The organism is Mucilaginibacter mallensis, assembly GCF_900105165.1.
GTDB classification, from domain to species: Bacteria; Bacteroidota; Bacteroidia; order Sphingobacteriales; family Sphingobacteriaceae; genus Mucilaginibacter; species Mucilaginibacter mallensis.
This window is the reverse complement of sequence record NZ_LT629740.1, coordinates 3,848,539-3,866,523: the sequence shown is the minus strand read 5'-3', so window position 1 is coordinate 3,866,523 and position 17,985 is coordinate 3,848,539. Positions and strand designations below refer to the sequence as shown.

Sequence of the window (17,985 nt, the reverse complement as noted above, 5' to 3'; positions counted from 1 at the left end):
AACCAATTATGAAAAGAAAAGTACCACCAAAATTGGGCTTGTTATTGCTTAGCTGCTTTTTGCTGCTTTGTACTTTACAGGCTTTTTCTCAAGTGTCCAGAAGCATCAGTGGGCACATTACAGATGAACACGGGCAGCCACTGCCCGGAGTGAGTGTATTACTCCAGGGTACCTCACAAGGAACTACGACCGACCAGGACGGATTTTATAAGATCAGTGCTTCCAATGGGGCAACGCTTGTTTTTTCCTATATCGGCTATGACCGCAAGACATTAGAGGTAACAGCCGGCTCGGGCGGCGACGTTATATTAGCGGTAGATAAAAAATCAGGTACGCTTGGTGAAGTTGTAGTTATCGGTTACGGTACCCGGCAAAAAGCCAATGTAACGGGTGCCGTAAGCTCAATTAAGGGCGACGAACTGGAAAAATCGCCTGTAGCTAACTTATCCAATGCTATCGCGGGCGCAGTACCTGGGTTGATCGTAAATACGAACAGCGGAGAACCTGGTGCCGATGATGCTACTATCCTCATCAGGGGAAAAGGTACCTTAGGCGGCGGTTCAAATACGACGCCACTGATAGTAGTAGATGGTGTTCCCGACCGTAGCTTCAATCGCCTGGATCCGGGTGACATCGAATCCTTTACCGTATTAAAGGACGCGTCAGCTGCTATTTATGGCGCGCGGGCAGCCAATGGCGTTATATTAATCACCACTAAAAGAGGTAAGGCCGGCAAGCCCGTTTTATCCTTTACTTCAAATTATGCACTTACACAACCTACAAGGGTGCCTCAAATGCTGAGCTCGTGGCAATATGCGCAATCTGTTAATGAATATGACAATTTAATAGGGCAGAAACCGCAGTATACTGCCGCAGATATTCAGGCATACAAGGACGGATCAGATCCGCTCGGTCATCCTAATACAGATTGGTGGAGCGCGCTTATGAAAACCTGGACGCCCCAAACTAATAATGTATTGTCATTAAGTGGTGGTACCGATAAGATAAAATACTTCATATCAGGCCAGGACCTTCACCAAAACAGCATGTATAAAAGTGGAACCGATTATTATAATAATGATAACGGCAGGGTTAATCTTGATATACAGGCAACCAACAACTTTAAAATTGGTGTTGATGTGTTATTTCGTGATGAATATAAAAATGGCGAGGCTCCCGGTTATGATGCCAACGGTATCTTCAATCAGCTTTGGAGCGATTATCCTTATTTGGTACCAGTTTATCCAAACGGTAAAGTTGGTGTTGGTATAGGCGGTGGGCCCGGCAATAGTATGGTTTACGTGTTAAATGGCGACCTTGGCTATACGCATGATAACTATGATTTCCTGCAAACTAAAACATCGTTTAGCTGGGCGCTGCCAAAAATTACGTCGGGCCTGCACCTGGATGGTTACTTTGCTTACGATGATAACTGGAACCAGTTTAAAGGCTTTAATGCTATACCGCCGCCGGCTTATAGTTATAATAGTACAACACAACAATATGATGAATATACTTCAACCGTACCGGGAAGCCTTACTTTAGAGAATACGAAACAAATTAACAAACTGGTTCATTTACAGTTGGGTTATGATCATAAATTCGGCAAAAGTGCTGTAAGCGCGTTTGTGGCTTACGAGCAGGAACAACAAACCTATACCGAACTTGATGCTTACCGTACCGGCTTTCTGAGCAATAATGTAACTGAACTATCAGCAGGTAGTGCTCAGGGTGAAACAAATAATTCAGTGACTACGCAGTTTGCCCGTCAGGATTATATCAGCAGGATTTCGTATAACTATGATGATCGCTATATCATTGATTATAATATGCGTTATGACGGATCATCAAATTTCCCGGCAGGAAAACGTTTCGGGTTCTTTCCATCTGTATCAGCAGCATGGAGAATTTCGCAGGAAAAATTCTGGGATCCAAATTCAATTGTTGACAATCTCAAACTTAGAGCTTCATACGGATTGACCGGGAATGATGTGGTTGCATCTCCTTTTCAGTATTTGCAAACATATACTTTAGCCACCGGCCAGGGGAATGGCTATTATTATGGCCCTAATGCTACGCAACAGTCAGGTTTAACTCCCGGAGCAACGCCAAACCTGAATATTACCTGGGAAAGATCAAAAATGCTGAATATCGGTATCGATGCTGAGCTATGGCATGCACTGACTGCTTCAGTAGATGTATTTCATGAGATTCGTTATGATATCCTGGTACCGCCAACCCTGTCAACACCTGATTATGCTGGTATAAGCCTTCCTGATGAAAATTTGGGTAGGGTACAGAACCAGGGTATTGAACTTGACCTTGGCTATCGCAATAAAATCGGGAATTTTAACTATCACATAAACGGTAACATGACCTATGCGGTTAATAAAGTACTGTATGAGGATGAGCCGGCTAATGTACCGAGCTATCAGCAAAAAACCGGGTACCCAATTGATTCCTGGTTACTTTATAAGGCAGATGGGCTTTACCAAACACAAGCCCAGGTAAATGCCAGCCCGCATCCAAATGGATCTGGTCCTGGTGATATCAAGTATGTTGACGTGAACGGCGACGGGCAAATCAACGCGCTGGATGAAGTAAGAACAACGTTATCACCAACTCCACAGATCATGTTCGGCACAACCCTTGGCGGTAACTGGAAAAACTGGGATTTTACTATTTTCTTCCAGGGGCAGGCACGCGCCGAAGTTTTGGTGCAGCCGGGTGGCCTGAATATGGCGGAACAGTTTTTTACCGGACGCTGGCTACAGCCGGGTGATAATACCTATCCGCGCACATTTAACGGGCCAACGAATGCGACTTACGGCTCAAATACTTATGCATCAACATTTTGGTTGAAAAATGATGCCTATCTGCGGTTAAAAAACCTCGAAGTAGGCTACACCTTTGCCAGTTCGCTGTTAAAGAGTATCAGTGTACAGTCGCTAAGGATATACGTCAGCGGAAATAACCTGCTTACTTTTGATTCACTCGGGCCATCATTTGATCCCGAGGCGGCTTATAGCAATAATTCGATAAACGGACGCTATTACCCGCAGCAGAGAGTCATCAATCTTGGAGCAAACATTAAATTTTAATAAAGAAAGTCATGAAAAAAATATATATGTTAGTTGGGGTGGTGCTGGTACTGCTTACAGATCTTTCATGTAAAAAGGTATTGGACCTAACACCACAAAGTAGTTATAGTACAACTACGGTTTGGACGGACCCAAACCTAATACAGGTGTATGTAAACGAAGTCTATAAAGAGTCGGTTTACGCTTTTAAAGATGGCGGCTTCGGCTGGGGCTCACAAACAGATGAGCTGTACAGTAATTTTAACTGGTGTAGTGAAAATGTGTATGTACAGGGATTGGCCACGCCTGATAACCAAAACAGCTCTTTTCCATTAAACTATAGTTCTACATTGAACGACTGGACTACCTTATACAGTACCATATCAAAGGAAAACCTTTTCTTTCAAAACATCACGCAAGCTGATACTGTAGGTTATGGTCCGCAGCTTACTAACTTAAAAGGTGAGGTGCATTTTTTAAGAGCCCTTTGTTATTTTGAATTATTAAAACGCTTTGGTGGCGTACCATTGATCACTAAAGTTTTTACAGTTGATGATAAAAGCTTTAATGACGCAAGGGCCACCTGGGATGCAACCAGGGATTTTATTCTTGCTGACATCAATGCTGCTGCAGCGGTGCTTCCAAAAACGTATACAAATAGTGCCGATGATGGAAAAGCTACCTTGGGTGCTGTGCTTGCTTTAAAATCACGTTTGCTATTGTATGCTGCCAGTCCCGCATATAATACTACAAATGATATGACCAGGTGGCAATCCGCAGCAGATGCCGCTAAAGCGGTAATGGATTTGGGCACCTATTCGCTTTACGGTAATGCAAGCAGCTACAACCATATCTTTATTGATTTCTTCAACCCGGAGGTTATTTTTTCGAGGGTGTATAATGGTACAAACTATGAAGATAGATACAATACGCTGTACCGCGATTTAAGTCCTAACGGATACAATGGCTATTCGGCTTACAACGTTTTGGAGCAAATGGTAGAGGATTTTGATATGAAAGACGGCTCAGCATTCAGTTGGAGTAACCCCACTGAAGCCGCAAACCCATATGCCAACAGGGACCCGCGTTTTGGCGTTGATGTACTGTATAACGGTGCTCCGTTCCAGGGGCGTAACGCGCAATTTTATGAAGGCGGCTTAGATTCAAAAGAAAGTACCCTATCTCCATGGAATGCTTCAAAAACCGGATACACGATCCACAAAATGGTTGATGATACCTACAATTTTAACATCCAACCTTACAGCTCTTGCCAATGGGTGGCATTCCGTTATAGTGAAATACTTTTAAATTACGCCGAAGCTGAAGCGGAATTGGGTAATTCGGCAACTGCGTTAACGTATGTAAATATGATTAGGGAACGCGTTGGCATGCCTGATGTAACTGCAGCCGGGCAAACTGACCTGATCAATAAAATTCGCCATGAAAGAAGAATTGAATTGTGCTTTGAAGGCCATCGCTTCTTTGATCTCAGGAGGTGGGGCATCGCACAAAGCGGTAATGGAAATGGCCTTGGTATAATTATTACCCCAACTTCATCAGCAAATACTTCATTTACTTATAAGGTTGATACCATGCAGGTTAGAACATGGCAGCAAGGTTTCAATCTGTATCCTATACCACGTAAGGAATTAGAGGATGACCCGGCATTAAAGCAGAATCCTGGTTATAATTAGTAGTTTCATAATTAATTAAACAGATCAGTGGATGTTACAAGCATTTACTGATCTGTTTTTGCATAAGGATACCCGTTACTATTTAACTTATAATATAAACGTATGTCATATCCTCCATCAGATATGCCATTTCCTGCTTTGCCTGTGACATTACGAAGAAGCTTTGTATCTTTCCTACATCTGGTAGTTTTGACAACTTATTCATTAATAACTCGTTGTATTTGTCCATATCACATATAGCAATTCGCAATAAAAATCAAAGTCACCGGTCATATAACAGCAATCCATTGCTTCTTTTAGCGTATAATCGATCTTCATTGAATGCCCGGAAAAAAATAAATAAAAAACAGGCTGGGTATGATTTTCAATACAAGCCCATGCAAAAGTAAAAGAGGCTATCCCTTTTGAGACAGCCTCTTTTATGTTTAGTGATTTCTTAAATTATGGATTTGGAAGTCCCCACCAAACGGGTTTATAAATAGGAACAGTTCCCGGATAACTCGAATTTGAAGTTAATTCCGAGCTAGGATACAACATACGCAACGGCAGTTGTCCGGGGTCAATTAATGAATGTGCGGTAATAGCAAAGAAGGTTGGATAACCTGTTCTTCTCCATTCGGTCCATGCCTCAAAGCCCTGGAAGCCACACATTGCATAATACTTTTGTGTAATAATAGCTTTAACCTTGTCGTTAACGCTAGCTGTAGTTAAAGCCGGCAATCCGTTAATATACGTTGTAGGGTCTCCTGCGCCTGTGGCAGCAAAGCTTGCTGTTATACCAGCGTCATACAAAGCTGTTACATCACCTGCAGCCCAGCCCCTGGCAACGGCTTCAGCTTGTAAAAAATAACTTTCAGCGGCAGAAATTAATTTAACAGGCGCTGTAGCAGAGGCAGGATTATCTGCCTCACCGCCGACTAATGGCGATGGTGGAGACACTTTCTTATTGGGGTAGTCTAGAAAGCTTCCCTGCGGAATAGACTCAAGGGAATCAACAGGTGCGACTTTATCAATAAACAGTGTAAAAAACTTACCTAATCGAGGATCATTATTTTGGGTAAAGGCCTTTACAATAGTTGAGCTTGCCACCACATTTTGAGTCTGAGCCAATACAGGGCTGACCATTTCATTGTAAAGCGGGTTCTCGTTACCACCGGTAGCAGTGTAGGTTATGGTTGCATCTGTTGTTAAGAACGCAGGTTTAGTTGCGTACAATGCGGCAATACCTGCCTGAGCAGTAGCGGGATCAACGTTAGACAATCGTAAATACGCTCTGAGTTCAAGTGTATTGGCAAAAGCTACCCACTGGGTCATATTACCTTGAAATATCATATCCTGCGCTCCCAGAGAAGCATCACCTGTTGCATTCAGTAAAGGTAATGCTTTATGAATGTATACAAATATGCTATCATAAACTGCCTGCTGGGTATCATATTTAGGGTTTCTATATACAGTTGGTTGCAATGCCTGTGAAAGCGGCACATCACCAAAAGCATCCGTTGCCAGCTGAAATGTATAAGCCTTCAGCACGTAGGCAATACCGTTAAGATTAGCTGATGATTTTGGACTTTTTAGGATCATGTCGTCGTTTATTAAAGCAACGCGGTATAGGTTAAGCCATGGATTGTCAAAGTCGGTATTTGTCGGGCTGTATTGATCAATGGACTTGTATTGTGACGCCAGTGGGCTTTGGGTCCAATATTGAGCCCAAATATTGCCAAATACCTGAAATGAATTACCTACTACCTGGCTAATAGCTGCCTGTGTGGTAGGCAAAAGAAACGTAGGGTCGACATTCTCCGGATTATTTGGATTTTGATTTACGTCCAAATACTTTTTACAGCCCGAAAACCCAACCGCAGCAACAAGCATTATAAACAAGGCTTGTTTTAAATTTAATCTATATTTTCTGGTCATGATGTTTATTATTAGAATGAAACTTTCAAATTGATACCATAGTTACGCACTGATGGGTTTGCTGAAAAATCGAAGCCTTGCTCGTTGCCGGCACCACTTGAGTTTACTTCAGGATCTACATACGCATTGGATTTTGGCGTCCATAAAAACAAGTTGTTACCAAATACCCCAACGGTTAATGCACCAAATGGCAGGCTTTTCAATTGCGTTTTATCAAAAGTATAAGATATACTGGCGCTGCGCATCTTAATATACGATGCGTCAACAACGTTCATACCTGGTGTATTTCCTATTACGTTTGTATAATAATTATACACGGAGTAGGGTATACTTGTATTGGGTACGCTTTTGCCACTAGCATCCAGGGTAACCGAATTAGGGAACGGCTGGCCAAATCGGGGACCACCGGTTTCAGCTGAAGTTCCTACGAAATCTGTAAGAGACTTAGTTTGTGAATATAATACGCCGCCGTGTTTAACATCAAACAACACACTTACAGTAAAATTTTTGTATTTTACGTTTGTACCCAATGATGTCTGAAATTTAGGCTCGTATGAACCTAAGTATTGAGCCGTTGTTGTAGCTATCGGTTGCCCGGTAGTTTTACTAACAATAGTTCTTCCCTGGGCATCTGTTTGGTTTGTTACACCGTAAAATTCGCCATAAGGATGGCCTTTAGCTGCAACTATTGCCATACCACTGAAGCCACCTATTACTATCTGTCCAGCACCATTTGGCAAGGCAAGTACATCGCTGTTATTTTTAGTAAATGTGCCAAATATATTCCAGGTTAAATCACTGGTTTGAATGGGGGTTCCGTTGATGGTTAACTCGATGCCTTTATTTTGAATCTCACCTGCGTTTACCTCATTAAAACCATACCCTGTTGAGCCAGGAACCGGGATGGGTATGATTTGATTTTTTGAATTGTTGACGTAATAGCTGAAATCGAAGGAAAGTCTGCTTTGCAAAAATGCTAATTCTGTACCAATTTCAAATGAGCTTGTTTGCTCCGGTTTAAGTGCAGCATTGCCAAGTGTTGATCCAATTTGGTATGCGGGAACATTTCCGAATGGAAATGTAGTATTGCCAAAACTGCCATTAACGGTAGTCCTTCCATAAGTGGTTGTCAATTCGTGAGGGTCTGTATCGCTACCTACTTGTGCAAAACTCGAACGTATTTTACCATAACTTAAAATGTCAGCAATACCGGAGTTTTTAAGCAATTCGCTAAATACAAATGAACCGCTTACGCTTGGATAAAAATAAGAGTAGTTATTTAAAGGTAATGTGGAGGACCTGTCGTTTCTTAACGTACCCTCTAAAAACAGGTAGTCTTTATACGAAAGATTTAAATCAGCGTAAAATCCTATCAGTCTTTTTATTTCAATGTCGTCTGTAATTACGTTTACCGGCCCGTTACTATTGTCAAGATTATACCATCCTGGAACTACCAAACCACCGCTGGTGTTAGTGCTTGTTAGATTGGAAGTTGTAGAGCGTTCTCTAATATTATTACCCAATAATAATGATGTATGAAAATCTTTACCAAAATCATGGGTTGCAGTAACCATTAAATCATGCACCACTTCGTTTACATTATATTGGTCCACTTCATAAGATCCCTTGTTGGTAATCTTACCCCAGAGTCCGCTTCCCGACTCGTCAGCAGGCAGAAATGTGTATTTAGGTTGAATAAGCTTCCTACGGTCCGAATAAGAATCCGCACCTACGCGCTCTACTATATTTAACCAGCTAAGGGGTTTCCAAGCCAGGTTAACGTCGCCGGTAACTCGGTTAACGTCATCGAGGTTACTATAGTTTTGAAGAATATAATATGGGTTTGTAGTAAATGCACCATAAAAACCATACGTATTAGTAATAGAATTATAGCCATTATACTTATTGTTCAGGTTTCCCATTGTATTAATAGGGATATCCCTTGGCGTTTGCATTAAGTTAGTCCATATACCGTTTGAACCCTGGCCACCGGAAGGCGTATTTGCCTGAATTTTATTGTAGTTAAAATTAACACTTGCGGTAAAATTGTTTGCAAGCGTAGCCTTGCCATTAAATCTTACACCATATTTATCATAAGAATCGTTAGTCGGAAATATACCGCTGGAATTTAACGAGTTTAAGCCTAAATAGAAACTGTTCTTATCATCGCCCGATGCAATACCTACATTGTTGTCAGCGGCAAAACCGGTCTTAAAAAAATCTTTAATATTGTTTGGCAAAGCCGAATATGGCTTGGTTTGGGTAACGCCATCAATTTCCTGACCCCAGGGTTCTACCTTTCCGGTAAATGGTGCTCCCCAGCTAAAGTTATCACTGGCATCATTTATACCTGTAACGTAACCAGGGCTTGTAGCCGAACCTGACATATACCCCTGGCCATACTCATTTTGAAAAGTAGGTAATTTCAGAACTGATGAAAATGTATTGGTAGAGTTAAGCGTTATCTCCAGTTTTTTTCCATTTTTTGTGCCTGATTTGGTAGTGATCATGAGCGCGCCATTGGATGCCCTGGAGCCATAAAGAGCTGCCGCTGCCGGTCCCTTTAGCACCGTGATAGACGCTATATCATTCGGGTCGATATCATTGCCTCTGTTTCCAAAATCAACCGCTGTTAAACTACTTGCGCCGGATATGATGCTTGAATTGTCAATAGGGACCCCGTCAACAACCATTAAAGCCTGGTTGTTGCCGGTAATAGACGACCCACCGCGAAGAACAATCCTGGTTGAGCTACCAGGCGTATTTGACGTTGAAGTGATGTTAACACCTGCAACCAGGCCTGTTAATGAGGTAAGTGCGCTTGGGTTACCGCCCTCTGTTAGCTCCTTGTTGCTTACGGTTGGTGCAGAGTAACCTAAAGTTCTTTTTTCTCTCTTAATGCCTTGCGAAGTTACGACAACCTCGTTAAGCTGACTGCTTGCTGGTGTAAGTGTCACATTCAATACATCTCCCTGCACGGTCAGCTGCACCGGCAAATAACCGATAAAGCTAAACTCCAATACTGAGCCATTAGGTGCACTTATAGTGTATTTGCCTGCACTATTGGTTTGTGTGCCAACTTGTGTTCCTTTTATCTTTACGGTTACTCCCGGAACGGCTAAACCATCGTCTTTACCTGTTACCGTACCGGTAACTGTGTGGTTTTGGGCAAAAGCCTGGCAGAAAATGACCAGGCATAAACCCATAATTAAAAGTATTTTTTTGTTCATGTTAATCAAATTTTAAAGTAGTTTTTCTTGAATATGTTGTTTCCCCTTGTAATGGCGTCTTGAGTTGTACACGCCAAAAAGGAAAATTGCAGTGTAGATAGTCTGAAGGTTGCAATGGAATATCTTCCTTTGGTTACCTTGCAACCCTGTTGTTTGCCCCTTAATTTTTCACTGATCTACCTGGAATCGGAAGATGGTCTTTTTCACAGTAACCAGGCCGGTGGTTGTTCCGTCAGTGCCCGCGCATTTGTGTAAATAAGACTATTCAAATTGGTTAACGCCTCTCAGCCATCATCAAATCCTTCAAAACTGTTGCTGATATAATAAAATGGGAATGACATACAGCGTTTCATAATGAAAAAGTTAGGCTTCAGTTAATAGATTTTGGTAGTCTTATCGACTTTAAGTAGTAATATATTTGAAACTGTAATTTTAAAGCAAAATGATAGCACTAAATATTCCGAAATGACCAAATTAGCCGTGCGATGACAAGGGGGGAATTGCTGGTAGTTTATAAATAAAAAAAAGGATTACTCACCTCGCGTGGCAATCCTTTAATTAACTATTAACTGATCGTTATTAACAAAACGATTCGTTATGGGCAAACTTAGCTACTTGCTAAGAAGTAAAATATTCGAAAAAAACCAATATTAACACTTTAATTAACCGCATTATGCGAAGTTCTGTATTTCAACGGAGTAATCTTATGGCGTATTTTGAACAGCTTAATAAATGTACTTGGAGAATCGAGCCCAACAGTATTTACAATTTTATTTATCGGATAAGACGTGTTTTTAAGCAAAAATTCGGCTTGTTTTAGCCTTATGTTTATCAGAAACTGGTGGGGTGTAGTATGATATGCCTGTTTGAATGAGCGGATTAGATGCGTTGCCGACATACATGAATATTTTGATAATTCATATATGTTAATTTTTTGATCAAAATTTGAATATAAATATTCTTTGGCAAGGCTAAGTCGCCTATAGATTTCTTTTCGCGTTACAAATTGAAGATCTTTAAGCCTTTCTTCTACAAAACGCATATCTTTTTGGTAAAGCGTATAATAATTAAGTAAAATATGATAGAGGAATTCATTTAATAATAATTCATCGTTACAGTTTGATTTTATCAAAACCTTTAAATGTTCTATATTATATTTTAGATCCCCACGTAGCGGAAAAATGGTTTCATTTAAAGTTAAATTTTGTGAAGGCCGATGGTTTCCAAAATTATCTGGAAAAGAATTATCATTTTTAAGAAAGGATGTCTTAAAATCATCAATAAATCCTTTACCAAAACTGATTGAAAGTGTTTGAACAGGGCTATCAGAGTCAATTATATCAGAATAAAGCGTTTCAGGGTTAATTGCCAGGAAAGTGCGGGGAAACAAACGCAATTTCTTCTTATTTAAAACGAATTTTTCATTCCCGTTGAAATTGACATGTAAGCTAAAGTTATTATTCACCTCGGTTATATTTTTATAAGTCAATTTACTTGAACAAATACGATTTTCGTTACTTAATTTTAATACATTTTCCATGTTTTCTAGTCTTCCGTATATGATCTTTCTTCCAGTAAAATAAATTGATTTCCTTCCTTATCGGTAAATTCTGCTATCATTCCTGCCGAAACGTAGTAAGGTTTATGATTGAAAACAACCCCATTTTTAATGATTTCATGGTATTGTTTGAGACAATTTTCAGTATTAAAAATGATAACAGCTTTTTGGTTTAAGGTATCTCTGTTTGGTATGATCGCTATGTGTAGGTCACTATCGTTATTACTTAACAACTTGCAACGTACGTTTGGCCATAATTCTAGCTCTCCTTTACGCTTGAACCCCAAAAAATTCACAAAAAAGATTTCTTCTTCAGCAGTATTTACTGAAGGAATTGTAACGTATTTTATTCTCATTAGGTAAGAAATTAGTTTATTTTCCCGTATCGGGATATTTTTATAATATTTCAATTAGGATTTCCCTAAGTATTATTTCATCGCTTGGCTTTTATTTTTATAAATTATAATAGGTTAGTATGCTGCAAACTCTTTGTGAATAGCTTATCTCTGTTAGTGACAATTACGTTTCCCGCAACAGTGGCATTGAATGCTCCACCTTTAACCTTCTCAAATATGCACCCAGCGTACATTCAAAGTATTTAGCACACATGCTGGAAATACGCACCGGGTGCATCCTTACATGAAAATCGCGGGTGAACATATTGGGTTTGATGTTGTAATGGGGCTCCTGGTGGCGATGGTACAGTAAAGTCCCCGGCGAACAACGAAGCAATTCTTGCCGGGTCCCTTCCAGCACCTCTCCCTGCACAATAAACGTAAAATAAGCATGTTCATGATAGTGCCAATCCACATACGAATAGGTATAAATGGTATCGGTCAGTGTCAAACCATCCAGCCTTAAAAGTTGATCCGTATTACCAAAAAACTCACCCATTTTCAGTTGCATCATAACCATAAGACAAGTTTTACCTTGAATATGTTACAAAAAGGCAAATATTTGAAGACAGAAACCTTATATTCATTTTTTATAGTTTGCTTTTTTTGTCCTGCCGGCCGGGTTCATTTGATTCGGATTTGCCCCGGAACCTTCTTTACGTAAGTGGCAGCATCTAAGCCATTTTCGTAATGTTTACTTTGCCAGCATGGACATTCCGGAGCCATTGATCACCGCATTCCGAAAACTATAAACAGGCATTTCTGGCACACTTTGACCATATCAATTTATTGATTATTATTTGCAATTTTCCTAATTGCCTACACAATTCGGTGCTCCAATGTGCACGGAACAGCCTGCTCTAGCCTCTTGGAATGTCCAATAGGGAGGGCGATGAACTTCTAATATTCCTTCAATGGTGGAGTAGGAATAGAGCAGGTGGTTTTTGAACCCAAAGCATCTGGTAATAGTATTAGATAAAATAACCTAAACGATCGATAACATACTTAACAGGTGATATTGACATTGATATGTCAATATTCTACAATGTCTATGGATTTAATAGAATATATTATTATATTTGAAAAATATTTTTGATATAATATAATAATGCAATGACTGCAACCTTACTATCTCAATCCCAAGGGACGAAAGCCCTTATTTCTTATCGAATCCAAACTGATATTTGTCAAGTTCAAATAAACGCTTGTTGTAGCGACTGTTATTGTTGTTGAAATTCCTTAATCTGTTGATGGATTCATAGCTGATTTTTCATCGCAGTCAATCGCATTTCTCATTTTTTAACAATTCAAATTGATTCCTGGAATTGATTCAGGACTTTTTTTGCCCAAATTTTTACAAAACTCAAAAGCATTCATGATGAAACCAATACGTATTAAATGGCTACTGCTGTTTATTTTTTTATGCCCGCTGATAACTTTTGCGCAGCAGCAAGTTATACATGGCAATGTAAGTGATCAGGAGGGCGATTTGCCTGGTGTAAGTGTCAAAATTAAAAATACATCAAAAGGTACAATAACAGATGGCAAGGGCGATTATGCCATAAAAGCTGCCAATGGCAAAACGCTAGTTTTTTCGTTTGTCGGTTATAATAGCCAGGAGATTGCTGTTAACCAGTCAACTATAAATGTAACGCTAACCCATAATGCTAATAAGCTGGGTGAAGTAGTGGTGGTTGCGCTGGGCCTCTCCAGAAACAAGAGTGAGCTACCTTACTCTGCACAAACCCTAACCGGAGCGGAGGTAAACAGTAACCGCAATACCAATTTACTTGGTGAATTATCCGGAAAAATAGCTGGCGCGCAAATTAAACAGGCTAATGATATTGGCGGCTCAACAAATATTGTGCTCAGGGGACCTAAATCACTATCAGGCAGTAACCAGCCATTATTTGTGGTTGATGGGGTACCTATCGACAATTCAAGCGAACTTGAGCTGGGTGGCATGAGTAATGTAACCCAAAACCAACGTAATGGTAAGGGAGGGTATGACTATGGCAGCCCGGGCGCGGATATTAATCCGGATGATGTTGCCAGTGTTACTGTGCTGAAAGGCGCAGCCTCTACAGCGCTTTACGGATCACGGGCGGCAAATGGTGCCATTATTATTACCACCAAAAAGGGAAATAAAGGCCTTAATGTAGTTTTAAATACGGGCGTGCTATTTGGTTCGGTTGATAAAAGTACGTTTGCCCAATATCAAAAAGAGTATGGTGCAGGTTATGGGCCTTATTACGACCCGAATACCCCTGGTAGTCACTTTGATTATACTGATATATTGGGCGATGGAACTAAACAACTCGTAGTGCCTACCTATGATGATGCTTCCTACGGTCAAAAGTTTGATCCGAACCTGTTGGTGTATGACTGGCGATCATTAGATCCTACATCCCCCTATTACCATAAACAAACACCATGGGTGGCTGCAAAAAACGACCCTTCTACATTTTTTAATCATCCTTATACGCTTAACAACAGTTTATTTATTGATGGTGGTACCGACAAGGGTAATTATAAGATAGGCTATACACGGTCAGATGATTATGGCATATTGCCCAATAGCAGTATCGGTAAAAATTTGTTCAATTTTGGAGGCTCGTACAGGCTTACGGATAAATTAACTGTACAGGCTAGCGTTAATTATACGCAAACTGCAGGAAAGGGCAGGGGCGGAACCGGCTTTGGCGGGCAAAATGGTGAACCAATGAATATCCTGCAAAACTTCCGTGAGTTTTGGCAGGTAAACGTAGATGTACAGGATCTCAAAGATGCTTATTTCAGAACAAATAGCAACGATAACTGGAATGTTAAAAGCCCTACCGACCTCAGCTCTGCTTACTGGGACAATCCTTATTTTGTTCAATACCAGAATTATGAAACTGATGAAAGGGACCGTTATTTTGGTAATGTAAGCCTTGATTACAAATTGTTCAATTGGCTTGATATCGTGGGGCGTGCTTCAGAAGATTATTATAACGAGTTTCAGGAGCAGCGCATAAATGTGGGTAGCGTGGTTACACCATCATCATATTATCGCTTAAACCGTACCTATAAAGAAAATAATTATGATCTGTTGCTGAATTTCAATAAAGCCATCACCAGTGATATCAGCTTTAAAGGGGTTTTAGGCTTAAACGCTAGGCGGCAGAATATCAACTCCATCAGCGCATCAACCAACGGTGGTTTGGTGATACCGGGATTATTTGCTTTAAGCAACTCAGTAAACCCGATAGACTATCCGATTGAGGAGGTTGATCAGAAGGTAGTGACCGGTGTTTTTGGTGGTGTTACCTTTGGCTATAAAGATTTTCTTTTTCTTGACGGAACTTTAAGACGCGACCAGTCAACAACGCTGCCTGATAAAAACAATACCTATTATTATCCTTCTGTTGCCGGTAGTTTTGTTTTCTCGAGCCTATTGAAGGATTATACATGGCTTTCCAATGGTAAAGTAAAGCTAAACTATGCTGAAGTTGGTAACGATGCCCCGTCTCACAGCATTAACGAGGTTTATGATAAAGCGGCCAATTTTGGTTCTGAACCACTTTACTATGTATCTACAGTACGTAATAATGCCGACCTGAAACCGGAAAGAACTAAGAGCTTTGAAACCGGCCTGGAAGCATCCTTCCTTAAAAACCGTATAGGGTTCGACTTTACTTATTATAAAAATAACACCATTAACCAGATCCTGCCGGTATCAGTATCAACAGCAACCGGGTATGATGGCTTGTATGTCAACTCCGGTAATGTCCAAAATAAAGGTGTTGAGGTTACTGTAACTGGCAATCCGCTTAAAACTGATGACTTTTCATGGAACATCAACGTGAATTTCGCTAAAAATACCAATAAGGTTTTATCACTTTACAACGGGGTTAATAATTACCAGTTGGCGGCTTATAAAGGTGGCGTAACAACCAATGCTACTGTTGGCGAGCCATACGGAACTTTAAGGGGAACTGATTTTATTTACAAAAATGGCCAAAAAGAGGTTGATGCAACAGGCCATTACTTGTTTACATCCAACTCTAATAATGATATAGGCAATACTAATCCCGATTGGACTGGCGGTGTATATAATGCCTTCCGTTATAAAAATTTCACTTTAAGCTTTCTGGTTGACTTTAGTCATGGTGGAAGTATCTACGATGTAGATATGGTATTTGGCCTATGGACAGGATTGTATCCGGAAACAGCCGGGTTAAATGATCTGGGCAATCCTAAAAGAAATCCTTTATCACAAGGTGGCGGTGTTATTCTGCCCGGTGTTTATGCAAACGGCGCACCTAATACCACCAGGATCGACGCTTCGCAAAATCAATCAGCTTATGGCTATCAAACAGCGCCAAACAAAGCCTTTGTATATGATGCTTCCTACATTAAGCTGAGAGAAGCTGCATTTACTTATAGTGTACCCGCATCATTTGTACAGAAAATCGGCGCTGTAAAAGCAATCGACGTATCACTTAATGGCCGTAACCTTTGGATCATCCATAAGAACATCCCCTATGCCGATCCTGAAGATGGGCTTGGTGCAGGCAGCGCATACCAAGGGGTACAGCTGGGCTCATACCCTAATGTTCGCAGATATGGTTTTAACTTAAAATTTACCTTCTAAACAGATGAAAAAGATAATATTTACGCTGCTTACTGCCATGGCAATAAGCGGCTGTGTTAAAAAAGATGAATACCTGAATAATGATACAAAAAGCGCAACCGCTGTGCCTGCATCTACACTGTTTTCCTATGCTGAAAAACAACTGTCGGATGTGTTGGCAACCAGTGCCTACAACGTCAACATATTTAGGCTGACCGCCCAGCAATGGACAGAAACAACCGCAATATCTGAAAGTGACTACGACCTGAAATTGCGTAATGTACCAGATGGTTTCTGGAATGCTATTTATGTAAACGTATTGCGCAATTTGTACGAGGCGGACAAGCTTACCCAAGCTGATGCAACTTTATCGGCGGCACAAAAAAGCAATCAGCTGGCGCAAATCAATATCCTTGAGGTATATGCTTACGCGGTACTGGTAAATACTTTTGGCAACATTCCATATACCCAGGCGGTTGATTATACCAATACTACGCCGAAATATGACGATGCAAGCCAGATTTATGATAGCTTACTAAGTCGACTGGATGATGCACTGTCAAAGCTTAACACTACCGCTCCGGGGTTTAATACTGCAGACCTGCTGTTCAATGGCGTTAATGAGATCAGTTCATGGAAAAAGTTTGGCAACACCGTAAAGTTAAAAGTTGGGATTACTTTGGCTGATGTTGAACCTGCAAAATCCAAACTAGCTGTGGAAGCTGCTGCTCCAAATGCTTTGCAATCCAATGCTGATAATGTAAGCTTTAACTATTTAACCACTACCCCAAATACCAACCCGTTGTGGGTTGACCAGGTACAGGGGCATTTAATAGATTACGTTGCTGGGGCTACGCTTGTTGACCTGCTGAATAGTTTAAACGATCCAAGGAGACCGGCATACTATACCGCCATCGATACCAATGCGAACCCGCAGTCCAGTGATGTACTGGTATATAAAGGCGGTGCTATTGGTAAGGTTAATACCTATAATAAATTCTCCACATTCAGCAACACCATTGCCCAGCCAAATCTGCCATCACTATTAGCGGATTACTCGGAGGTTGAATTTGATTTGGCGGAAGCAATAGAAAGAGGATTTAATGTAGGCGGAACTGCGCAGCAGCATTATATCAATGCCATAACGGCTTCCATAACTTATTGGGGAGGCAGCGCTACTGATATTAGCACCTACCTGGCTAATCCTAAAGTTGCATATGCAACAGCTACGGGCTCTTATAAACTGAAGATTGGAACACAGAAGTATATCTCCCTTTATAACAGGGGGTATGAGGCCTGGACAGAGATCAGGAGGTTAGGGCTTGTGCTACCATTGCCACCAAATCAAACTTCGTATCTTAATCGTTTCACTTATCCAATAACTGAGCAAAATGTTAACCAGGCTAATTACAGCCAGGCAGCCGCGGCAATAGGTGGCGATAATATTGCTACAAAATTATTCTGGGATAAAAATTAATCATTTGTAAAAACTAAAC

Annotated in this window: 10 protein-coding genes; 4 read left to right on the top strand and 6 right to left on the bottom strand. The window is 40.7% G+C overall.

Translation table 11 applies throughout. The features are described from left to right. The first annotated feature begins 8 nt into the window (after positions 1 to 8). Entirely contained in the window at positions 9 to 3,101 is a 3,093-nt protein-coding gene (locus BLU33_RS15570) for a SusC/RagA family TonB-linked outer membrane protein (RefSeq protein ID WP_091374866.1), read from the top strand. Positions 3,102 to 3,112: 11 nt separating this feature from the next. Continuing rightward, complete coding sequence (locus BLU33_RS15565; RefSeq protein ID WP_091374863.1) at positions 3,113 to 4,774, top strand: RagB/SusD family nutrient uptake outer membrane protein; 1,662 nt, start codon at positions 3,113 to 3,115, stop codon at positions 4,772 to 4,774. 82 nt (positions 4,775 to 4,856) lie between these two features. On the opposite strand, the gene BLU33_RS25525 is transcribed toward BLU33_RS15565, so the two are convergent. The 6 genes from BLU33_RS25525 to BLU33_RS15535 all read right to left on the bottom strand — a co-directional run bounded on the left by BLU33_RS25525 (position 4,857) and on the right by BLU33_RS15535 (position 12,388). Then, on the bottom strand, positions 4,857 to 4,979 hold the full coding sequence (locus tag BLU33_RS25525) for a hypothetical protein (protein WP_232009307.1): 123 nt from the start codon (positions 4,977 to 4,979) through the stop codon (positions 4,857 to 4,859). A 236-nt stretch (positions 4,980 to 5,215) separates the two neighbouring features. Next, positions 5,216 to 6,691, bottom strand: coding sequence for a SusD/RagB family nutrient-binding outer membrane lipoprotein (locus BLU33_RS15555; RefSeq protein ID WP_091374860.1), 1,476 nt, complete (start codon positions 6,689 to 6,691; stop codon positions 5,216 to 5,218). An 11-nt stretch (positions 6,692 to 6,702) separates the two neighbouring features. Beyond that, a complete protein-coding gene (locus BLU33_RS15550; protein ID WP_091374857.1) occupies positions 6,703 to 9,921 on the bottom strand; it encodes a SusC/RagA family TonB-linked outer membrane protein in 3,219 nt (1,072 codons plus the stop codon). 658 nt (positions 9,922 to 10,579) lie between these two features. Next, the gene (locus BLU33_RS15545) at positions 10,580 to 11,461 is read right to left on the bottom strand and encodes a helix-turn-helix transcriptional regulator (protein ID WP_091374854.1); all 882 of its coding nucleotides are present in this window, start codon (positions 11,459 to 11,461) and stop codon (positions 10,580 to 10,582) included. Positions 11,462 to 11,466: 5 nt separating this feature from the next. Further along, complete coding sequence (locus BLU33_RS15540) at positions 11,467 to 11,835, bottom strand: VOC family protein (RefSeq protein ID WP_091374851.1); 369 nt, start codon at positions 11,833 to 11,835, stop codon at positions 11,467 to 11,469. Between the two features lie 163 nt (positions 11,836 to 11,998). Then, on the bottom strand, positions 11,999 to 12,388 hold the full coding sequence (locus tag BLU33_RS15535) for a hypothetical protein (RefSeq protein WP_157682168.1): 390 nt from the start codon (positions 12,386 to 12,388) through the stop codon (positions 11,999 to 12,001). An 861-nt stretch (positions 12,389 to 13,249) separates the two neighbouring features. Between BLU33_RS15535 and BLU33_RS15530 the strand changes: the two genes are divergently transcribed. Both BLU33_RS15530 and BLU33_RS15525 read left to right on the top strand, forming a co-directional pair. After that, entirely contained in the window at positions 13,250 to 16,510 is a 3,261-nt protein-coding gene (locus BLU33_RS15530; RefSeq protein WP_232009306.1) for a SusC/RagA family TonB-linked outer membrane protein, read from the top strand. 4 nt (positions 16,511 to 16,514) lie between these two features. Continuing rightward, a complete protein-coding gene (locus BLU33_RS15525) occupies positions 16,515 to 17,966 on the top strand; it encodes a SusD/RagB family nutrient-binding outer membrane lipoprotein (RefSeq protein WP_091374843.1) in 1,452 nt (483 codons plus the stop codon). Positions 17,967 to 17,985: the final 19 nt, after the last annotated feature.